General features: G+C 44.5%; 13 protein-coding genes. 12 read left to right on the top strand and 1 reads right to left on the bottom strand.

All coding sequences use genetic code 11. The features are described 5' to 3' along the window. The first annotated feature begins 14 nt into the window (after positions 1 to 14). On the top strand, positions 15 to 3191 hold the full coding sequence (locus W01_RS05670) for an efflux RND transporter permease subunit (protein WP_173052848.1): 3177 nt from the start codon (positions 15 to 17) through the stop codon (positions 3189 to 3191). Next, positions 3175 to 4614 carry a TolC family protein gene (locus W01_RS05665; protein ID WP_173052846.1) on the top strand — a complete coding sequence of 480 codons (1440 nt, stop codon included), beginning with the start codon at positions 3175 to 3177 and terminating at the stop codon, positions 4612 to 4614. The genes W01_RS05670 and W01_RS05665 overlap by 17 nt, the downstream gene beginning before the upstream one ends. Positions 4615 to 4833: 219 nt before the next feature. Here W01_RS05665 and W01_RS05660 read toward each other — a convergent pair whose 3' ends face one another. Continuing rightward, on the bottom strand, positions 4834 to 5292 hold the full coding sequence (locus W01_RS05660) for a GNAT family N-acetyltransferase (RefSeq protein ID WP_198421360.1): 459 nt from the start codon (positions 5290 to 5292) through the stop codon (positions 4834 to 4836). Between the two features lie 278 nt (positions 5293 to 5570). Between W01_RS05660 and W01_RS05655 the strand changes: the two genes are divergently transcribed. The 10 genes from W01_RS05655 (at position 5571) to gltA (ending at position 18298) form a co-directional block, all read left to right on the top strand. Further along, the gene (locus tag W01_RS05655; RefSeq protein ID WP_173052842.1) at positions 5571 to 8105 is read left to right on the top strand and encodes a YbcC family protein; all 2535 of its coding nucleotides are present in this window, start codon (positions 5571 to 5573) and stop codon (positions 8103 to 8105) included. A gap of 9 nt (positions 8106 to 8114) precedes the next feature. After that, positions 8115 to 9995 (top strand): proton-conducting transporter transmembrane domain-containing protein, encoded by a 1881-nt coding sequence (locus W01_RS05650; RefSeq protein ID WP_173052840.1) that lies wholly within the window; start codon positions 8115 to 8117, stop codon positions 9993 to 9995. 365 nt (positions 9996 to 10360) lie between these two features. Beyond that, positions 10361 to 12520, top strand: coding sequence for a SulP family inorganic anion transporter (locus W01_RS05645; RefSeq protein WP_173052838.1), 2160 nt, complete (start codon positions 10361 to 10363; stop codon positions 12518 to 12520). A gap of 418 nt (positions 12521 to 12938) precedes the next feature. After that, on the top strand, positions 12939 to 13313 hold the full coding sequence (gene sdhC, locus W01_RS05640) for a succinate dehydrogenase, cytochrome b556 subunit (protein ID WP_173052836.1): 375 nt from the start codon (positions 12939 to 12941) through the stop codon (positions 13311 to 13313). Continuing rightward, positions 13307 to 13678, top strand: a complete 372-nt coding sequence (sdhD, locus tag W01_RS05635) for a succinate dehydrogenase, hydrophobic membrane anchor protein (protein ID WP_173052834.1) — start codon at positions 13307 to 13309, stop codon at positions 13676 to 13678. Before sdhC ends, sdhD begins: the two co-directional genes overlap by 7 nt. Then, complete coding sequence (sdhA, locus tag W01_RS05630; RefSeq protein ID WP_173052832.1) at positions 13678 to 15441, top strand: succinate dehydrogenase flavoprotein subunit; 1764 nt, start codon at positions 13678 to 13680, stop codon at positions 15439 to 15441. Before sdhD ends, sdhA begins: the two co-directional genes overlap by 1 nt. 17 nt (positions 15442 to 15458) lie before the next feature. Next, on the top strand, positions 15459 to 15893 hold the full coding sequence (locus W01_RS05625) for a DUF262 domain-containing protein (protein ID WP_173052830.1): 435 nt from the start codon (positions 15459 to 15461) through the stop codon (positions 15891 to 15893). Positions 15894 to 16029: 136 nt separating this feature from the next. Next, positions 16030 to 16725: a succinate dehydrogenase iron-sulfur subunit gene (locus tag W01_RS05620; protein ID WP_173052828.1), complete on the top strand. Its 696-nt coding sequence runs from the start codon at positions 16030 to 16032 to the stop codon at positions 16723 to 16725. Then, positions 16722 to 16958 carry an FAD assembly factor SdhE gene (locus W01_RS05615; RefSeq protein WP_173052826.1) on the top strand — a complete coding sequence of 79 codons (237 nt, stop codon included), beginning with the start codon at positions 16722 to 16724 and terminating at the stop codon, positions 16956 to 16958. Before W01_RS05620 ends, W01_RS05615 begins: the two co-directional genes overlap by 4 nt. Before the next feature lie 53 nt (positions 16959 to 17011). Continuing rightward, positions 17012 to 18298, top strand: a complete 1287-nt coding sequence (gene gltA / locus W01_RS05610) for a citrate synthase (protein ID WP_173052824.1) — start codon at positions 17012 to 17014, stop codon at positions 18296 to 18298. Positions 18299 to 18346: the final 48 nt, after the last annotated feature.

Genomic DNA, 18346 nt, shown 5'->3' with positions numbered 1-18346 from the left:
GCGAAGATTAAATCATGTTTAAAATTTTCCTCAAAAGACCTGTGATGGCGATCGTGTTATCACTGATGTTCCTGTTTATGGGGATTTTGGCAATGAAAACATTGCCCGTTTCCCAGTTTCCAGATATCGCGCCACCGCGAGTCACGGTTTCGATATCGTTTCCCGGTTCCAGCGCCGATGTACTGGTGAAATCGTCCCTGATTATGTTAGAACGCGCTATCAATGGCGTGCCTGGCATGAGATACATCACTTCGGATGCAACCAGCGCTGGCGAAGCGAGCATTCAAGTGTATTTCAATTTGGGCGTCGATCCCAATATCGCGATGGTTAATGTGAAGACGCGCGTGGATCAGATGATGAGTAGACTGCCCACACTGGTGCAGTTGGAAGGCGTGATCGTGAACTTCGTCCAGCCCAGCATGCTCATGTATGTCAACATCTTCAGCAAAGATAAAAACGCCGATCAGAAGCTTCTATTTAATTATGCCTATGTCAATGTTATTCCGGAAATTCAGCGCATTACTGGCATTGCCCAAGCGACTATTTTGGGTGCACGTCAATACGCGATGCGAGTTTGGCTGAATCCGGAACGGATGCGGGCCTATAGCATCTCGTCAGAAGAGGTGATGGAGGCACTCGCAAATCAAAGCATTATCGGACGTCCTGGTCGACTGGGCCAAAGCACAGGCATGTCCGCCCAGTCGAAAGAGTATGTACTCGTTTATAAAGGACGTTTAACCAAGCCGGAAGAATATGAGGACATTATTATTCGGTCTACCCCGACAGGCGAGATCCTGCGCATAAAAGACGTTGCCACGGTCAATCTAAACAGCGAGTTTTATAATATTTTCTCTGATAAAGACGGGTACCCTTCGGCGTCCATCGTGCTTAAGCAAAACTACGGCACTAATGCACAAGTGGTCATAGAAAATGTGAAGACAAAACTGGAAGAATTGAAAAAATCCTTCCCGGAGGGCATGGAATACGAAATTAATTACGATGTGTCGCGTTTCGTTGATGCATCCATCGAACAAGTGCTGCACACCTTGGTGGAAGCCTTCATTCTGGTCTCCTTGGTGGTCTTTATTTTCCTTGGCGACTGGCGTTCTACCTTGATCCCCGTCCTCGCGGTACCGGTTTCGCTGGTCGGGGCATTCGCCGTTATGTCTGCGTTCGGGCTTTCCATCAACCTCATCACCTTGTTTGCCTTAGTCTTGGCTATCGGTATTGTGGTCGATGATGCCATTGTGGTGGTGGAGGCTGTGCATGCAAAAATGGCAGCTGAAAATTGCAGCCCTTATGTAGCCTCCCGTAAAGTATTGGGGGAAATCGGTGGCGCCATTGTAGCGATTACGCTGGTCATGGTGTCAGTGTTCATCCCTATCGCGTTCATGCCCGGACCGGTCGGGGTGTTTTATAGACAATTCGCTATCGCTATGGCGTCGTCGATCACTATTTCTGCAGTTGTGGCTTTATCGCTCACCCCGGTACTGTGTGCCATGCTACTTAAAAACACCCATGGCCAGCCGAAAAGGAAAACCCCGATCAGTCTTTTCCTCAATGGCTTTAACTCTATTTTCGAAAAGATCACCGGGCGCTACGTCAAATTGCTGAATGTCATTGTCACTCGGCGTATGGTCACGTTTTTGGTATTGGCCGGGTTTGGCTTCGGCATTTTTGCGCTCGATAAAACTTTGCCCACCGGATTTATTCCCGGCGAAGACCAAGGCATGATTTATGCGATTATCCAAACACCGCCTGGCTCAACCATCGAAGTGACCAACAGAGTGGCACGGCAATTGGAGCTGATAGCTGCAAAAATCGAAGGCGTGAAATCGATTTCTTCCTTAGCCGGTTACGAAATACTCACCGAAGGCCGCGGGTCGAATGCAGGGACCGTTATTATCAACCTGAAAGATTGGTCGGAACGTAAACATTCGGTTAAGGATGTTATCCACGAGTTGGAAGAAAAATCCCATGACCTGGGCGCGATCATCGAGTTTTTTCAACCTCCGGCAGTGCCAGGATACGGTGCGGCATCGGGTTTGGCGTTTCGCGTATTAGACAAGACATTAGACACGGATTACTTCGAGTTCGATAAAATCAACCAAACGTTCATGGATGCGATGCGTAAACGTAAGGAGCTGACCGGCTTGTTTACCTTTTATGCGGCCAATTATCCGCAATACGAACTGGTCATCGACAATAAACTGGCCATGCAAAAAGGAGTTTCCATCGAAAAAGCCATGAGTCACCTGGATATCATGATCGGTAGCACCTATGAGCAGGGCTTTATCCGCTTCAATAACTTTTTTAAAGTCTATGCCCAGGCCTTGCCAGAATTCCGGCGTTCCCCTGAAGATGTGTTGAGATACTTTGTGAAAAACGATAAAGGCGAAATGGTGCCGTACTCCGCCTTTATGACTATGGTGAAAAAGCAGGGCCCCAATGAGATCACACGTTATAACCTCTATAACTCGGCAGCGATCCGTGCCGAGCCCGCAAGCGGTTATACCACTGGCGCGGCCATCAAGGCAATAGAAGAGGTTGCGAAAGCCACTTTGCCGCACGGTTTTGAAGTTGCCTGGGAAGGTTTGACCTTTGACGAAGCCCTCCGGGGCAATGAAGCACTGCTGATCTTCGCGGTCGTTATCCTGTTTGTCTACCTGGTGCTAGCCGCACAATACGAAAGCTTTGTTTTGCCCTTGGTCGTGCTTTGTTCTCTACCCCCCGGTATTTTCGGTGCTTTCTTATTGTTAAAAGGGTTAGGACTTGCCAATGATGTCTATTCCCAACTGGGAATGGTGATGTTAATTGGCTTGCTCGGCAAAAACGCAGTATTGATTGTCGAATTTGCCACCCAGAAGCAAACCCAAGGCATGACTGTTTTAGAAGCGGCGATTGCGGGTGCGAAAGAGCGTTTTCGCCCGATTTTGATGACTTCATTTGCCTTTATAGCCGGGCTGGTGCCCTTAGCGATGGCTACCGGGGCGGGCGCAGTTGGCAACAGAACAATTGGTACCTCAGCGCTGGGTGGGATGCTTTTCGGTACCGTGTTTGGCGTCATCATTATTCCAGGGCTTTATTATATTTTTGCCAAAATGATAGAAGGCAAAAAATTAATTCAACATGAAGACCTTGATCCTTTAACCGAAACTTATCACTACGGCCCAAATGACAACGAAAACTAAAACATTTCAGTTTATGACCTTAGGCGTGTTGGGTCTGATGTTGCAGGCCTGTAGTACTCCTGAGGTAATAATCAAAAAAGAAGACACGCGTCTTCCTGCTGGTTATAAAGCGGGTGTTTCGGACCAGACCAATACGGCGAGTATTAAATGGAAAGATTTTTTCGATGATCCTAATTTATTAAGTTTGATAGATATAGCTGTTGTTAACAATAAAGAAATTAACATCATGATGCAGCGCATCAGTGTTGCACAGAATGAAATTCAAGCGCGTAGAGGCCAATATTTGCCATTTGTAAATATTGGTGCTGGTGCAGGCGGGGACAAAAAGGGCCAGTTTACGCGCAATGGCGCTATTGAAGAGAATCTGCCAATAGCCCATGGCCGAGCCTTCCCTACATACCTGGGCGATTATCACTTTGGGTTATTTTCAACCTGGGAGATAGACGTATGGAAAAAGTTGAGAAATGCGAAACAGGTCGCTGTTCTCGAGTATATGGCATCAAAAGAAGGCAAAAATTTTTTGGTGACTAACCTGGTTGCTGAAGTTGCCCATTCGTACTATGAACTGCTTGCCTTGGACAACCAGCTTAATAATTTAGAGCAAAATATTAGTATCCAGCAAAATGGTTTGGATATGGTCAAGCAACTACAGCTATATGCAAGAACAACTGCACTTGCTGTCAGACGTTATGAAGCAGAAGTGGCAAAAAACAAAAGCAAAGTATACGAATTAAATCAAAATATTACTGTTGTTGAAAACCGGATAAATTTCTTGTTAGGGAGAACGCCGCAGCTTATCCAGCGTGCTTCCAGTGGTTTTATGGAGCTTAAACCCAAGGTGCTTAAGACAGGTATTCCGTCACAATTGCTACAAAACAGGCCTGATATTAGGCAAGCGGAACTTGAGCTATCGGCAGCGGCATTAAACATAAAGGTGGCTAGGGCAAATTTCTATCCCTCCTTTAGTATAAACACTGGAATAGGGTATGAGGCTTTTGCACTTAAATACCTCATCAATACTCCAGAGTCATTGGCGGCCAGTATTGCCGGAGAATTAGTCGCGCCACTGATTAATAAAAATGCCATCATAGCGGAATATAAAAACGCCAATGCCAAGCAGATTCAGGCGGCTTATGAGTATGAGCAAAGCATTATTAAAGCTTATACTGAAGTAGCGAATCAAATTTCAAATATCGATAACCTCGACAAAAACTATCAGCTTAAGACAAGCCAAGTGGAAGCGCTCGCCCAATCAATTGAGGTCGCTAACCAGCTATTCAAATCTGCCCGTGTGGACTATCTGGATGTGCTATTGGCACAAAGGGATACCTTGGATGCCAAAAAAGATTTAATTGAAACGAAACAAAAACAAATTGACGCAATGGTGGATCTTTATAAGTCATTGGGTGGAGGGTGGCAGTAGTTGGATGAGCGGAAGGAGTAGTTCAAAACATAGGGTACATAATTTGAACTATAACTGAGTTAAAGTGGCAATAATGCCGCTTTGGCACTGAATAACGCAAGAAAAAATTGTTTAAAGACATCTCTGCAGCGGGTGAGGGCAAGATTGAAGCTTCCAAAAAGAAGTACACAGGACTGGGCTCACCGATGAAACGAGTACGAAATTTTCTGAATACACGATCTACTTGCGAGTTTCTGGTTTCAGTTCTTCGTATATCCGGTAACTCGTTTCTATCATGCCAAGAGCTTCATATGTGTTTTGGGCAAGAATATTTTCATTTTCCACATAAAGACGAAACCCGCAAATACTGGGGTTATTATTCGCAGACTCTTTAACAAAATTATATAGCTGGGTATAAATCCCTTTTCGACGCTCATTTGGCTTGATGTAGACGCTTTGAATCCACCAAAACATGCCATTTCGCCAATCGCTCCATTCCGTGGTTACCATTAGTGATCCAATGACTTCCTTGCCACGTTCAGCAATCACATAAAATCCGAGATTAGAGTTTTTTAAAATATTTTTGACACCTTTTGATGCTACTTTCGGTATTAATTTTTTTCTTTCTGTTTCGAAAGCCATCGCTTGATTAAATTCAGTGATAACTAAAACATCACGAATTTCAGCAAGGCGAATCACTATTTTTTTATGTACCGTATTGGTTATTATCATATTTAAAAATAAAGAAAAATAAGTCAGTAACGTATAAATGAATAAAGATCATCAAATTTTGATGATCGGCATATATCAAGCTTCAGTTTGACAAGATTTTCCCCTAAACATACATTACGTATACCATTTTGAACATTAAGAATAATTTACTAAATATTTAGTAGTAGTGCGTTACGTTATATAAAAAATTTTTTAATTGCCACATTCGGTTTAAAGAAAAAGAACACTACATAGAGCTTATAAAAATGAATTCAAATAATTCTATTTTTAATGAACAAGAAGTACTTCATGAATTGAAGCACTACTTGCCCAGTCAGGCCCCACTAAAAGATTTTATTCATCACAATACGTTACATGCATTTCAGCATCTTAAGTTTTACGATGGCATTCGTCATGCATCCAAAATATTTGGTTATTTTGTTTCCCTGCAGTTAGAAGATTATAGATCGCTCTATATATCGACACGTATCCGCGAAGACATTCTAAAAAGAATTATTGCTGAAAAAAAGGGTTCAGAGCATGTAAATGAATGGATGAAAAATGCGCTTGGCAAGAAATATGACACTTCTATTTCATCAAGAATCGGTTTGCTGCGATTAAATTGGAAAGAGCAATATCGCATAGACCTGGATTTATTTGTACATCCACTTCTTTTCAGAATTCTTTGTAGTTACCTTGATCAGGGAATTTCAATATGGGGTTTCCCCGTTGGGCATGAAGGCTTTCTTTCTTCAATGAGAGAAATAGAAGAAAACAGTTTTACAAGTTTCTTTAAAAGAAAAAGAGCTAAAGAACTCCTTCTCAAGGGCAATTGTAAAATTGAAGATTTACTGAAAATTCTGGTTGGTGACAAATCGCTTTACAAGCAGTATTTATATGATCAGCAATTTGCACATCAAGGTTGGTCGGGTATGGTGTCCACTGTTGAAGATCAACCGCAATCTCTGTTGAACCCAAAAAAAATATCACTTCATGACTTAATTGTTTTTGAACTCTTATTAGAGATTGATGCACTTGATTTCCAATTTGAAGAAGATTGGTTGCCAATGGGCAGCAATTTAAAAAACAGACCTGTAGAGCTTTTTGGTGATGTTCCCAATACAGAATTGGATGAAGTCCTTTCAATTTGGCAAGAAGCTTTTGAATGGTCTTACTATGACCCAGTGCTTGCCGCTATTCAATTACAAAAAAAGAAGGATGAAACAGTACCCTTCCACAAAAGTTTTCAAGTGTTTACATGTATCGATGATAGGGAGCTTTCCTTCCGTCGTTACCTTGAAAGAATTGACGCCGAATGTGAAACCTTTGCTACCCCTGGATTCTTTGGCGTTGAATTCTATTTTCAGCCTGAGCATGGAAAATTCTATACAAAATGTTGTCCTGCACCCGTTACACCAAAATATTTAATTAAGGAAACAGAAACCAAAAAAAAGAGGAAGAAAGAAGCACATTTTTCTAAAGTATCCCATTCTCTTTTTCGAGGGTGGCTGGTTACTCAGACACTAGGATTATTGTCAGGATTTAAACTGGCTCTGAATATTTTCAGCCCTTCCTCGATGCCCGCCATGGCTTCGCCAATTGCCCATATGGATAAGCTTTCGAACCTTACGATTGAGAACAAAAATACGAACCACAGAGAAAACGACTTACAGGTGGGATTTACAATTGAGGAGATGGCTCAAAGAGTAGAAACAATTTTAACCAGTATTGGGCTCGTTAAAGACTTCGCATCAATTGTCTATGTTGTTGGACATGGTGCCACCAGTATTAATAATCCTCATTATTGTGCTTATGACTGTGGAGCTTGTGGAGGTAGGCCTGGTTCGGTTAACGCAAGAGTGTTTTGCGTGATGGCTAATCACCCTGAAGTTAGAGCATTGTTGAGTTCGAGAGGGCTGGTGATTCCCATAGAAACGCAATTCCTGGGCGCCCTTCATGATACTACTCGCGACGAGATTACTTATTTTGATGAGAATTTACTTTCTGCTGTGAATTCGGCAAACCATAAAAAAAACACCCCCGTTTTTGTCAAGGCTTTGGATTTAAATTCAAAAGAAAGATCAAGAAGATTAGTGTCAATTGATACTAATCTGAGCGCCAAAAAAATCCATAGAGAAATTCTTAAGAGATCGGTTTCATTATTCGAACCTCGACAAGAACTTAATCATTCAACCAACGCAAGTTGTTTTGTCGGCAGGCGAACTTTATCAAAGGACATCTATTTAGACAGACGGTCGTCGATGAGTTCTTACGATTACAGAATAGATCCTGAAGGAAAATATCTATCTAATGTTATGAAACCTATTGCACCGGTTATGGGAGGTATCAGTCTCGAATACTTTTTCTCGCGGGTTGACAATTACAAATTAGGTGCAGGAACTAAACTTCCCCATAATGTTATGGGACTGATTGGCGTGGCTAATGGCAGTGATGGCGACTTAAGATCAGGTCTCCCAAGCCAGATGATTGAAGTTCATGATCCTATCCGTCTGCTGGTTATTGTTGAACACTTTCCTGAGATTGTATTAGGAGCAATTAATCAGCTACCCGCAAATTATGAATTTTATTTGAATGAGTGGGTTCGACTAGTTGCAGTAAATCCAGAGACGCGCGAAATTTTCTTATTTAAAGACGGGAGTTTCTCTCTTTACCGTCCATTAACACGAACTCTTGGTTCTATTTCAGACGCCATTACTTTAATTGAGTCAGTTAAAGCAGCAGAATCACTTCATATCGTTGAAGCCACTAAAGAGAATTTGCCAGTCTACCTAATGAATTAAGGTTTTAATATGACTTTGTTGCTTACATCACTGCTTCAATTTTTTATACTTATACCATTTGTGGGGTTTGTTTTTAGTCTGTTTATCCCAGATAAAATGGAAAATGCTGTCTCACGGACTGTTCTTTTTACCGTGGGTTTGCATTTAATTATTGCTTGGGTATTCCTGGTTATATGGCTACTCTATAATCATCCAACGCTTGAGAGAAGTGAAATTATTCTTTTTAAAACAAAAGAATACCAATTCTTAGTTTCTTTCTATTTTGATAAAATCAGTGCTGTTTACCTATTTGTTGGTTCGGCCCTCACATTTCTGGTGACACAATATTGCCGTTGGTATCTTCATCGAGAAAGTGGTTACAAGCGATTTTTTAACATCATTCTTTTCTTTTATATTGGCTACAACATAATAATATTTTCAGGAAATTTTGAGACCCTGTTTGTAGGCTGGGAGATACTTGGTTTTTCTTCGTTTTTATTGATTGGATTTTATAGAGATCGGTATTTGCCTATAAAAAATGCACTCAAGGTCTTTACGGTATTTCGTATTGCCGATATGAGCTTACTCATTGTCATGTGGATGAATCATTATTTATGGCGTAAAAATATTAATTTTTCAGAATTAACCGATAAACAATTTATTAGCGAGCATCTCCAAAACCATCCTCTCCTTGGAGTTCTTATTTCGCTAATGATATTACTTGCTGCCGCAGTAAAATCAGGCCAACTTCCTTTCTCTTCCTGGGTTCCAAGAGCAATGGAAGGTCCCACTCCATCCAGTGCAATTTTTTATGGATCGCTCTCGGTTCATCTAGGTGCATTTTTGTTATTAAGAACATTTCCTTTGTGGGAACACCTTACTTCCATAGTAATAACGGTCATATTTTTAGGTTTATCGACGAGTATTATCGCGACAGGAATTGCACGAGTTCAATCATCGGTTAAAACGCAAATAGCCTATTCCTCGATTGCACAAATTGGACTGATTTTTATTGAAATTGCTTTAGGTTTTCACGCCCTTGCTTTAATACATTTTGCCGGAAATGCTTTTTTAAGAACCTATCAATTATTGGTTTCGCCCTCGGTCGTAAGCTATATGATTCGCGAGCAATTCTATAATTTTATTCCACGTCATTATGTTGATAGAAATTCAGTTCTTAAAAAAATAGAGTACTCAATTTATTTGTTATGTCTTAAAGAATTCAATCTGGATAGCTTCGTATATCGTTTCTTATGGAATCCATTAAAGTGGTGTGGCAGAAAATTAAATTTTTTCTCAGGAAAAGAAGTTTTTATTTTCTTTATTGTGACCTATCTTACAGGTCTGATCTGCTTGTTCAATGAAGAGTTAATACCAAAAGAAGCATATACATACTTACCTGAGTTTTTTGCATTTATCGGTTTGCTTATGCTACTCAAATCATTTGCAGAAAGAAAAAATGCTTTGCTAAGTTGGGTCTTGGTAATCGTCATGCATCTATATAGACCGCTTGCTATTTCGCTAAATGGCGATATAAAAACCAATGAGATTATTCTGTATTTAAGCGGCGTAATTATTTCAGGGGTCTTAGGCTACGCTTGTCTGAATGAACTTAAATCTCACGAACACAAAATCACTTTAGATCAGTTTCAAGGCCACTCTTATGAGCATCCTAAATTGGCTTTTATTTTTCTATTAGCTTGTTTAGGTCTCATGGCATTTCCAATGACTCCTACATTTATTGGGGTAGAACTAATATTTACTCACATTCATGAAGATCAGGCTGGCCTGGTATTCCTCGCTGCCTTAAGTTACGTCATTTCGGGACTTTCACTGATTAGAATATATGCGCGTATCTTTCTTGGGCCTCATATTAAAACTTATCACGCACATCCGAGCAGATCCTCTTAATTCGAATTGAATGGGGAATTCTCAATCCAAGCCATGATGAACATGATAATTAATAGAGGAGTGAAAATTGATTATGCTAATTAAGAAACCAAGATTTTTGCAGCATTGGTCGAATAGCTCGGTGTTCTCTTGGAAGAAGCAAAATTTGATTAATCTGGTGGTGATGTTGGAAGCGAGCTACCTGATGCTGTCACGTAACTTCAGTCTTTATAAGCAAAGAGGCAGTCCCCATGCTAGACAATAAACCGCCGGATAAATTGTATATTGGCCAATCAGTCAGTACGGTTAAAAGCGCCGTAAAAAATCCCTTAACACTAAGACGATCAAGCCGGAAGTTTCTGCCCAACAATTAGGAGCAACATATCATGAGTTCCATTCAATCAACTCTTCCCAAAGAGGGGTTAGCCGGATTAAAGGAAAATTTTCGATTTGATTTCATCTCGGGATTTCTGGTCTTCCTGCTTGCGTTACCGCTCAGTTTAGGCATCGCGAAAGCCAGTGAATTTCCGCCGGCGATGGGCGTCCTCACCGCCATGATTGGAGGCCTGTTTGTCAGCTTCTTTGCCGGCTCACGTCTCACCATCAAAGGCCCCGCTGCGGGCCTGATCACCATCTGTGCCGGATGTGTCACCGAACTGGGCGGCGGCCCGGAAGGCTGGCATCTGGCTCTGGGTGTCATTGTCGTTGCTTCATGGCTTCAAATCATTCTGGGCTTCTTGAAAGCCGGTTCACTCAGTGATTTCATCCCGCACTCGGCCGTGCACGGCATGCTGGCGGCCATCGGAATCATCATCTTCTCCAAACAAATCCATATCCTGCTGGGCATTGACCCGTCCACATTAAAAGGACTGGATCCCATTGGACTTTTGGAACGCATTCCCGACTCTGTCATGCACGCCAATCAACCGATTGCCATCATTGGCATGATCAGTTTGATCATCTTATTCGGTATGCCGAAAATCAAAATTAACTTCCTGAAAAAAATTCCGGCCCCCATGGTCGTGCTGTTAATCGCCATTCCAGCGGCTTTCATGTTGGATTTCAACACCACACAACCCGCTCACGCCCTTGTTCATATTGGCAACTTCTGGGCTTCAGTCGGATACAACCCCGATTTCTCCGCCATCACCACTTTTGTGTTCTGGAAATATGTCTTCATGCTTCTGGCCGTGGGCAGCCTGGAATCATTGCTGACCGTCAAAGCAGTGGACGGACTCGATCCCTGGAAGCGGCAGTCGGATTTCAACAAAGACCTGGCTGCCGTCGGAGCCGGTAATGTCGTCTCGGGATTATTGGGTGGACTCCCGATGATATCCGAAGTCGCACGGAGCTCAGCCAATGTACGCTTTGGTGGCCGTACCGTCTGGGCCAATTTCTTCCATGGCTCCTTCCTGCTGGTAGCCATGCTCCTGATGATCCCCGTGATTGAAATGATCCCCAATGCCGCGCTGGCAGCCATGTTGATATTTGTGGGGTACGTACTCGCCTCCCCGTCACTGTTCTACAAAACCTACAAAATTGGCAGTGAACAACTAGTGGTCTTTTTAATCACCATTGCCGCAACCATCGCGACGGATCTCCTGATCGGAATCGCCTCAGGCATCCTGGCCAAATTTGTCATCCATATTGCCAATGGCGCTCCCCTGCGCAGCATGTTCAAGGCGCGTTACATCTTGAAAGAAAAAGAAGAGGAATATCATTTAACCATTCAGGGCGCTGCCATATTCTCCAACCTGATGGGCTTTAAAAATGCGTTCAACCAATTAAAAGCCGGAAAAAAAGTAGAACTGGACTTCTCCAAGGCCAAACTGGTTGACCATAGTTTCATGGAATTCCTCAAACACTTTGAAGAAGACTATACGCACACGGGCGGTACCGTCATCGTGAAAGGCTTCGACCGGTTCCAGCCGTTCTCCAATCACCCTCTCGCAGGCAGAAAAGTCAGCAAAGGATATGAGTCCCTTGAAGAAGAATTGAACCCTGTGAGAGGCCCACTCATTGTCAATGGTTTCGGACGGGTTCAGCTCGCGCTGCTGTTTGGAATGCTCTGTGCGCTACCGCTATTGATTGTGGGCATGAGCAAGACCGAACAAGGTCTGAAAGTTACCCAGCAGGATCGCACGATTCCGCTCGAACAGGTGGCGCATATTGAAGTACTACTATTGGAAAACCGACTTGCAGTCGCGTCTACCCTGGTGACACCGACGCCTGAAGTGATTAGTCACAATACGGCACAGGTCGAAGAAAATATTGCGGAGATAGAAAAAATATGGAAGGCCTACATGGCCAACCACCTCACACCCGCTGAACGAACACTGGCGGAGAAGTTTGCCGCTAACCGCAATCGATTCGTTAATGAAGCTCTGAAACCCGCCGTCGTTGCTTTGCGTGCGGATGATGTGAAAGAAGCGAACAATATCGTTGTGCGTAAGATCCGTCCTCTTTATCATCCTGTCGAGAAAGATATTCAAGCACTGGTTAAATTGCAACAGGCAGATTTTTTAGCACATCGTAATGCTAAATAAATTAGTCTTGCTGTGACATAAAAAAATGAGAAATTTATTTCTCTGAAACCTCAGAAACTCGATTCATCAACGTCATCGGAAATTGTTGTCGTAATTGCTCTATTCGCCCCTACTTTACCGCGATTATCCTCGTAAAGTAGGTCGCCATTTTTTAGCAGATCGTGTTCCGTCCTGATTTCAGTCAGTTCGCGTCCCGTATTTTACAGAAGCGTCATAACTACCTAGCCACCATTCTTGAAGAGTGAAAGGTTCGACAGTATGTGGGCATACAACGACAATTCATTGCTAACAATAAGGTATGCTTGCTCGCTCCTTATTTCAGGTATCCATGGGGCGTTTATATTTCTGATTTATAATTAATTGCTCATCATGTGTAAAATTACAAACGTTGGTTTATAACTCCACTTTGTGTGCGCCAATGAATAAAAACCGCCCTATACATCTTGACTTGCGTTTGATCAAATTGCCCAAGCCAGGCTTGGTATCTATTTTGCATCGTGTTAGCGGATTGTTACTGTTTTTAACCTTGCCGCTGTTTTTGAAGGTGCTGCAGTACAGCTTGTTTTCTATCGAGACATATACTCAATTGGCCGCTACGCTACGCTATCCCTTAAGTAAATTAATTTTGATTAGCCTGTTGTGGGCATTTTTACACCATCTGTGCGCCGGAATACGCTATCTCGCGATTGATATGCATATTGGCGTGGGACTGGCGCAGGCACGTGCCAGTAGCAAGTGGGTGTTGTTTGTGAGTTTAGGTTTAACCTTGCTAATAGGAGCGTGGCTATGGTAGATCGCATCGTAACCGGCGCGCATTATGGATTGCGGGATTGGCTGGTGCAGCGTGTTACCGCTGTTCTGATGGTGGCCTATACCCTTTTCATTGCGGGCTATGTGGTACTGCATTCCCGTTTCGAAAGCAATGCTTGGATCGGACTTGATTACAACACCTGGACAGGGTTGTTTTCGAACTTGGAGATGCGTTCGTTCTCGTTGCTGTTTCTATTTGCCGTTTTTTTTCATGCATGGATTGGTGTGCGTAACATCGTTATGGATTATGTCAAGTCGGCAAGAACACGCCTTGTGATATATGTACTGGTGATCATGGCGCTGTTGCTGTATTCGATTTGGGCAGTACAAATTTTGTGGGGAATGTGATGGCAGTGGCTAAACGCACATTTGACGTTGTAATTGTGGGGGCGGGTGGCGCAGGGATGCGTGCGGCTTTGGCATTGTCTGAGGCGGGCTTGAAGGTGGCGGTATTGTCCAAGGTTTTTCCCACTCGCTCGCACACCGTTGCGGCGCAAGGCGGTATTGCAGCATCGCTGGGCAATATCAGCGCGGACAATTGGCATTGGCATATGTACGACACGGTGAAAGGTTCGGATTATCTCGGCGATCAAGATGCCATTGAATTTATGTGTCGCGCGGCACCGGAAGTGGTGTATGAACTCGAACACTTCGGTATGCCGTTTGATCGTTTGGAAAATGGCAAAATTTATCAGCGTTCGTTCGGCGGCCACATGCAAGACTATGGCAAGACCCCCGTGCAGCGTGCCTGTGCCGCTGCTGATCGCACTGGCCATGCCTTGTTGCATACGTTGTATCAAAAAAATATGCAGAGTAATACCATTTTTTTCGTGGAGTGGATGGCTCTGGATTTAATCCGCGACGAAGATGGGGATGTTCTCGGTGTGGTGGCAATGGAAATTGAAACCAGTGAAGTGATGATTTTACAGGCGCGCGCCACGCTGTTTGCTACCGGAGGCGCGGCGCGCATTTTCCAGGCTAGCACCAATGCTTATATTAATACCGGCGATGGCCTGGGCATGGCAGCTCGTGCTGGCATTCCGCTGGAGGACATGGAATTTTTCCAGTTTCATCCGACTGGCGTGTACGGTGCGGGTGTGCTGATTTCGGAAGGTGTACGCGGCGAGGGCGGTTATCTTATCAACAAAGATGGTGAGCGCTTTATGCTGCGCTATGCGCCAAACGCCCAAGACCTTGCCAGCCGTGACGTGGTGTCACGCGCCATTGCCACTGAGATCAAGGAAGGGCGCGGTTGCGGTAAACATGGCGATCATGTTTTATTGAAAGTGGATCACATCGGTGATGCTGTCATCCGTCAGCGTCTGCCCGGTATCCGTGAGATTTCCCTAAAATTCGCGCATGTTGATCCGGCTAGGGATCCCATTCCGGTGGTGCCCACTGCGCATTATATGATGGGGGGCATTCCCACTAATTATCATGGCCAAGTGGTCGCCCCTTACAAAACAGGGCCAGAAGAAGTGGTGCAGGGGTTTTATGCGGTGGGTGAATGCGCTTGCGTGTCGGTGCATGGTGCTAACCGACTAGGCTGTAATTCATTGCTTGATCTATTGGTGTTCGGGCGTGAGGTGGCGCGGCAGATTATCGAGGACTTGCAGCGTAACCCGCATCCAAAATCATTGCCGCACGATGCCGCTGATCGTCCACTGGCGCGACTTGCAAGACTGAAATCACAAAAAAATGGTGAGAGTGTGGCCGAAGTGGGGGCAGAGATGCGGCGCGTGATGCAAAATCATTGCGGTGTGTTTCGGTTTCCTGACCTGCTGACTCAAGGCGTGGAAAAGATTCGCACAGTGGCCGAGCGTGTCAAAAATACCATGATTAATGACCAGAGTAAGGTATTCAATACGGCATGTGTAGAGGCATTGGAACTTGATAATCTAATCGAAGTGGCGCAAGCCACCATGGTTTCTGCTGCGGCCAGAGAAGAAAGTCGTGGCGGCCACGCGCGTGATGATTTCCCGGAACGTGACGACGATCATTGGCTGAAGCATTCACTATATTTTAGCGAAGGGCAAAAACTGGATTACAAGCCGGTTCGGTTGAAGCCATTGAGTGTGGAATCATTTCCGCTTAAGGCACGGGTATATTAATCAGGGGAGATTGAAACGTGTCTGTAGCTGATTTTAAAACGGAAAATAATACTTATCGCAAGTTGATCAGTAGTGGCTTGAGTTACCGCATACCTCATTTTCAGCCAGACTATAGTTGGACGGAAAATGAATGGGGAGATTTGTGGGCAGATATTATGGGGGTTGTTCAGGCCGACGGTGAACCCGCGCACTATATGGGCCACCTTGTATTGCAATCGAAAGATAACAGAACATTCGATGTGATTGAAGGGCAGCAGCGTTTGACGACCCTTATGCTGATTACTCTGGCGGCGCTCAAGAATTTAGCGCGATTGATCGCAGAGAAAAATAATCCGGAAAATAATCAGCAACGAATGGATCAAATTCGTCAAACTTACATTACTTATCTTGATCCTGTAACGTTGGTGTCGCGAACCAAGCTCACGCTCAATATAATTAAGCAAAAAATATAGCGTGCCGGCGTAGCTATACACGAGGGCGCGTTTTAAAAATAGGTAATGAACTTGTAATTATTTTGAGGCGGGCGGTTTGGTAAATGCGAAGATGGCGTAGGCAGATTACTCGAAGCGATTAGCAGAGGAATAAACCATGAAATTCAAAATTTACCGATATAACCCAGAAACCGATGAGCAGCCTTATATGCGCAATTATGAGCTGGACATAGAAGCGGGCGATATGATGTTGCTGGATGCGCTGCTTCTTCTTAGGGAGCAAGACGACAGTCTGAGCTTGCGTAAATCTTGTCGTGAAGGAGTGTGCGGCTCGGATGCAATGAATATAAATGGGCGCAATGGCTTGGCTTGCATCACGCAGCTGTCCAGTTTGAAACAACCAATTGAATTACGCCCATTGCCCGGCCTGCCAGTGATACGTGACCTGATCGTGGATATGGCGCAGTTTTTCAAGCAGTACCATTCGATCAAGCCTTATTTGGTGAATAACGATCCGCCGCCGGAAACTGAGCGCTTACAGTCGCCGGCGCAGCGCGCCGAGTTGGATGGTTTGTATGAATGTATCCTGTGCGCCTGTTGCACGACTGCCTGCCCATCATTTTGGTGGAATCCGGATAAGTTTGTAGGTCCTGCCGGATTGCTGCAAGCCTATCGCTTTATCGTCGATAGTCGCGATCAGGCAACGAGTGAGCGACTGGATAATCTGGAAGATCCGTACCGGTTGTTTCGATGCCACACTATTATGAATTGTGTCGATGTATGTCCCAAAGGGTTGAATCCCACAGCAGCCATAGGAAAAATTAAAGCTTTGATGGTGAAGCGCACAGTATGAAAGAGCTGGAACGAGTGCGCTGGCGCTGTCGACGCGGTCTGTTGGAACTTGACATCGTGCTGGGTCGATTCATCGAGCAGCATTATGCAAGTTTGAATAAGGCGCAGCAGGCTGCATTTGATAGATTGCTGGATATGCCCGATCTGGCACTCTGGGATATGATTACTAACACGCAGCCTTTGCCGCTGCAAAGTGAACGGTGTGCAGTGCTAGAATTACTTCAGGCAGTTTGAACTTTAGCAGCGTGATCTGCTGCAACATTACCGATGTACAAACAGGAGGCGTAATGAAAGAAAAACGCGTTGCAACACTGATGCTGGATGATGGTCGTAGTATCGAGTTACCGATACTCTCCGGGACTCTGGGCCCTGATGTGATCGATATTCGTGGATTGGGTAAACTCGGCATGTTTACTTACGATCCGGCTTTCGTTTCCACTGCTAGTTGCTCTTCCAGTATCACTTTCATTGATGGCGATGCCGGGTTGTTGTATTACCGTGGTTATCCTATCGAACAATTGGCGGAAAAGTCGGACTTTCTAGAAGTATGCTACTTGCTGCTGCATGGTGAGTTACCGAATGCGATACAGAAAAGCGAGTTCAAGGGAAGAGTTACGCAGCACACAATGGTGCATGATCAGCTTGCCCGTTTTTTTAACGGCTTTCGCCGCGACGCTCATCCGATGGCGGTAATGGTTGGGGTGGTGGGCGCGCTGTCGGCTTTCTATCATGATTCGCTCGACATTAATAATCCGGAACATCGTGAAACTTCGGCGTTACGCCTGCTGTCCAAGGTGCCGACCATCGCCGCGATGACTTACAAGTACTACACCGGCTTTCCATTCATGTTCCCTAAGAATGAATTCAGCTACGTGGAAAACTTCATGTACATGATGTTCGCCACTCCGGCAGAAGACTATGTGCCAAACCAAAAGCTGGTGCGTGCACTGGAGCGTATTTTGATTCTGCACGCTGATCACGAACAGAACGCCTCAACTTCGACCGTACGGCTGGCAGGTTCCAGTGGAGCAAATCCATTTGCTTGCGTCTCTTCTGGCATTGCAGCACTGTGGGGGCCAGCGCACGGTGGTGCGAATGAGGCAGTGCTGAAGATGCTGGAAGAGATCGGTAATGTGTCGCGCGTGGCTGATTTTATGAAGGGTGTGAAGGACAAAAAATACCGTTTGATGGGCTTTGGCCACCGGGTATACAAAAACATGGATCCGCGTGCAAAAGTGATGCGCGCTACGTGTTATGAGGTGCTTAAAGAGCTAAAATTGGAGAAGGATCCTCTGTTTTTAATGGCGTTGGAACTGGAGCAGATTGCATTACGGGATGAATACTTTATAGAGCGCAAGCTGTATCCCAATGTGGATTTTTATTCCGGAATTGTGCTGCGCGCGTTGGGTATCCCCAGCAATATGTTCACAGTCATCTTTGCCGTGGCACGCACCATAGGTTGGGTGTCGCAATGGAATGAAATGATTGCTGACAGCGAGCGTAAGATCGGTCGTCCACGTCAGTTGTATGAGGGTGCGGCGCAGCGGGATTTCGTACCGCTTGTTAAGCGCTAAAGTTGGATCGCAAAAACTCACACATGGAAAAACTTAGAGGCTGGAGAT

Source organism: Candidatus Nitrotoga sp. AM1P (assembly GCF_013168275.1).
Taxonomy (GTDB): Bacteria; Pseudomonadota; Gammaproteobacteria; order Burkholderiales; family Gallionellaceae; genus Nitrotoga.
This window is presented reverse-complemented; position numbering and strand designations above follow the sequence as displayed.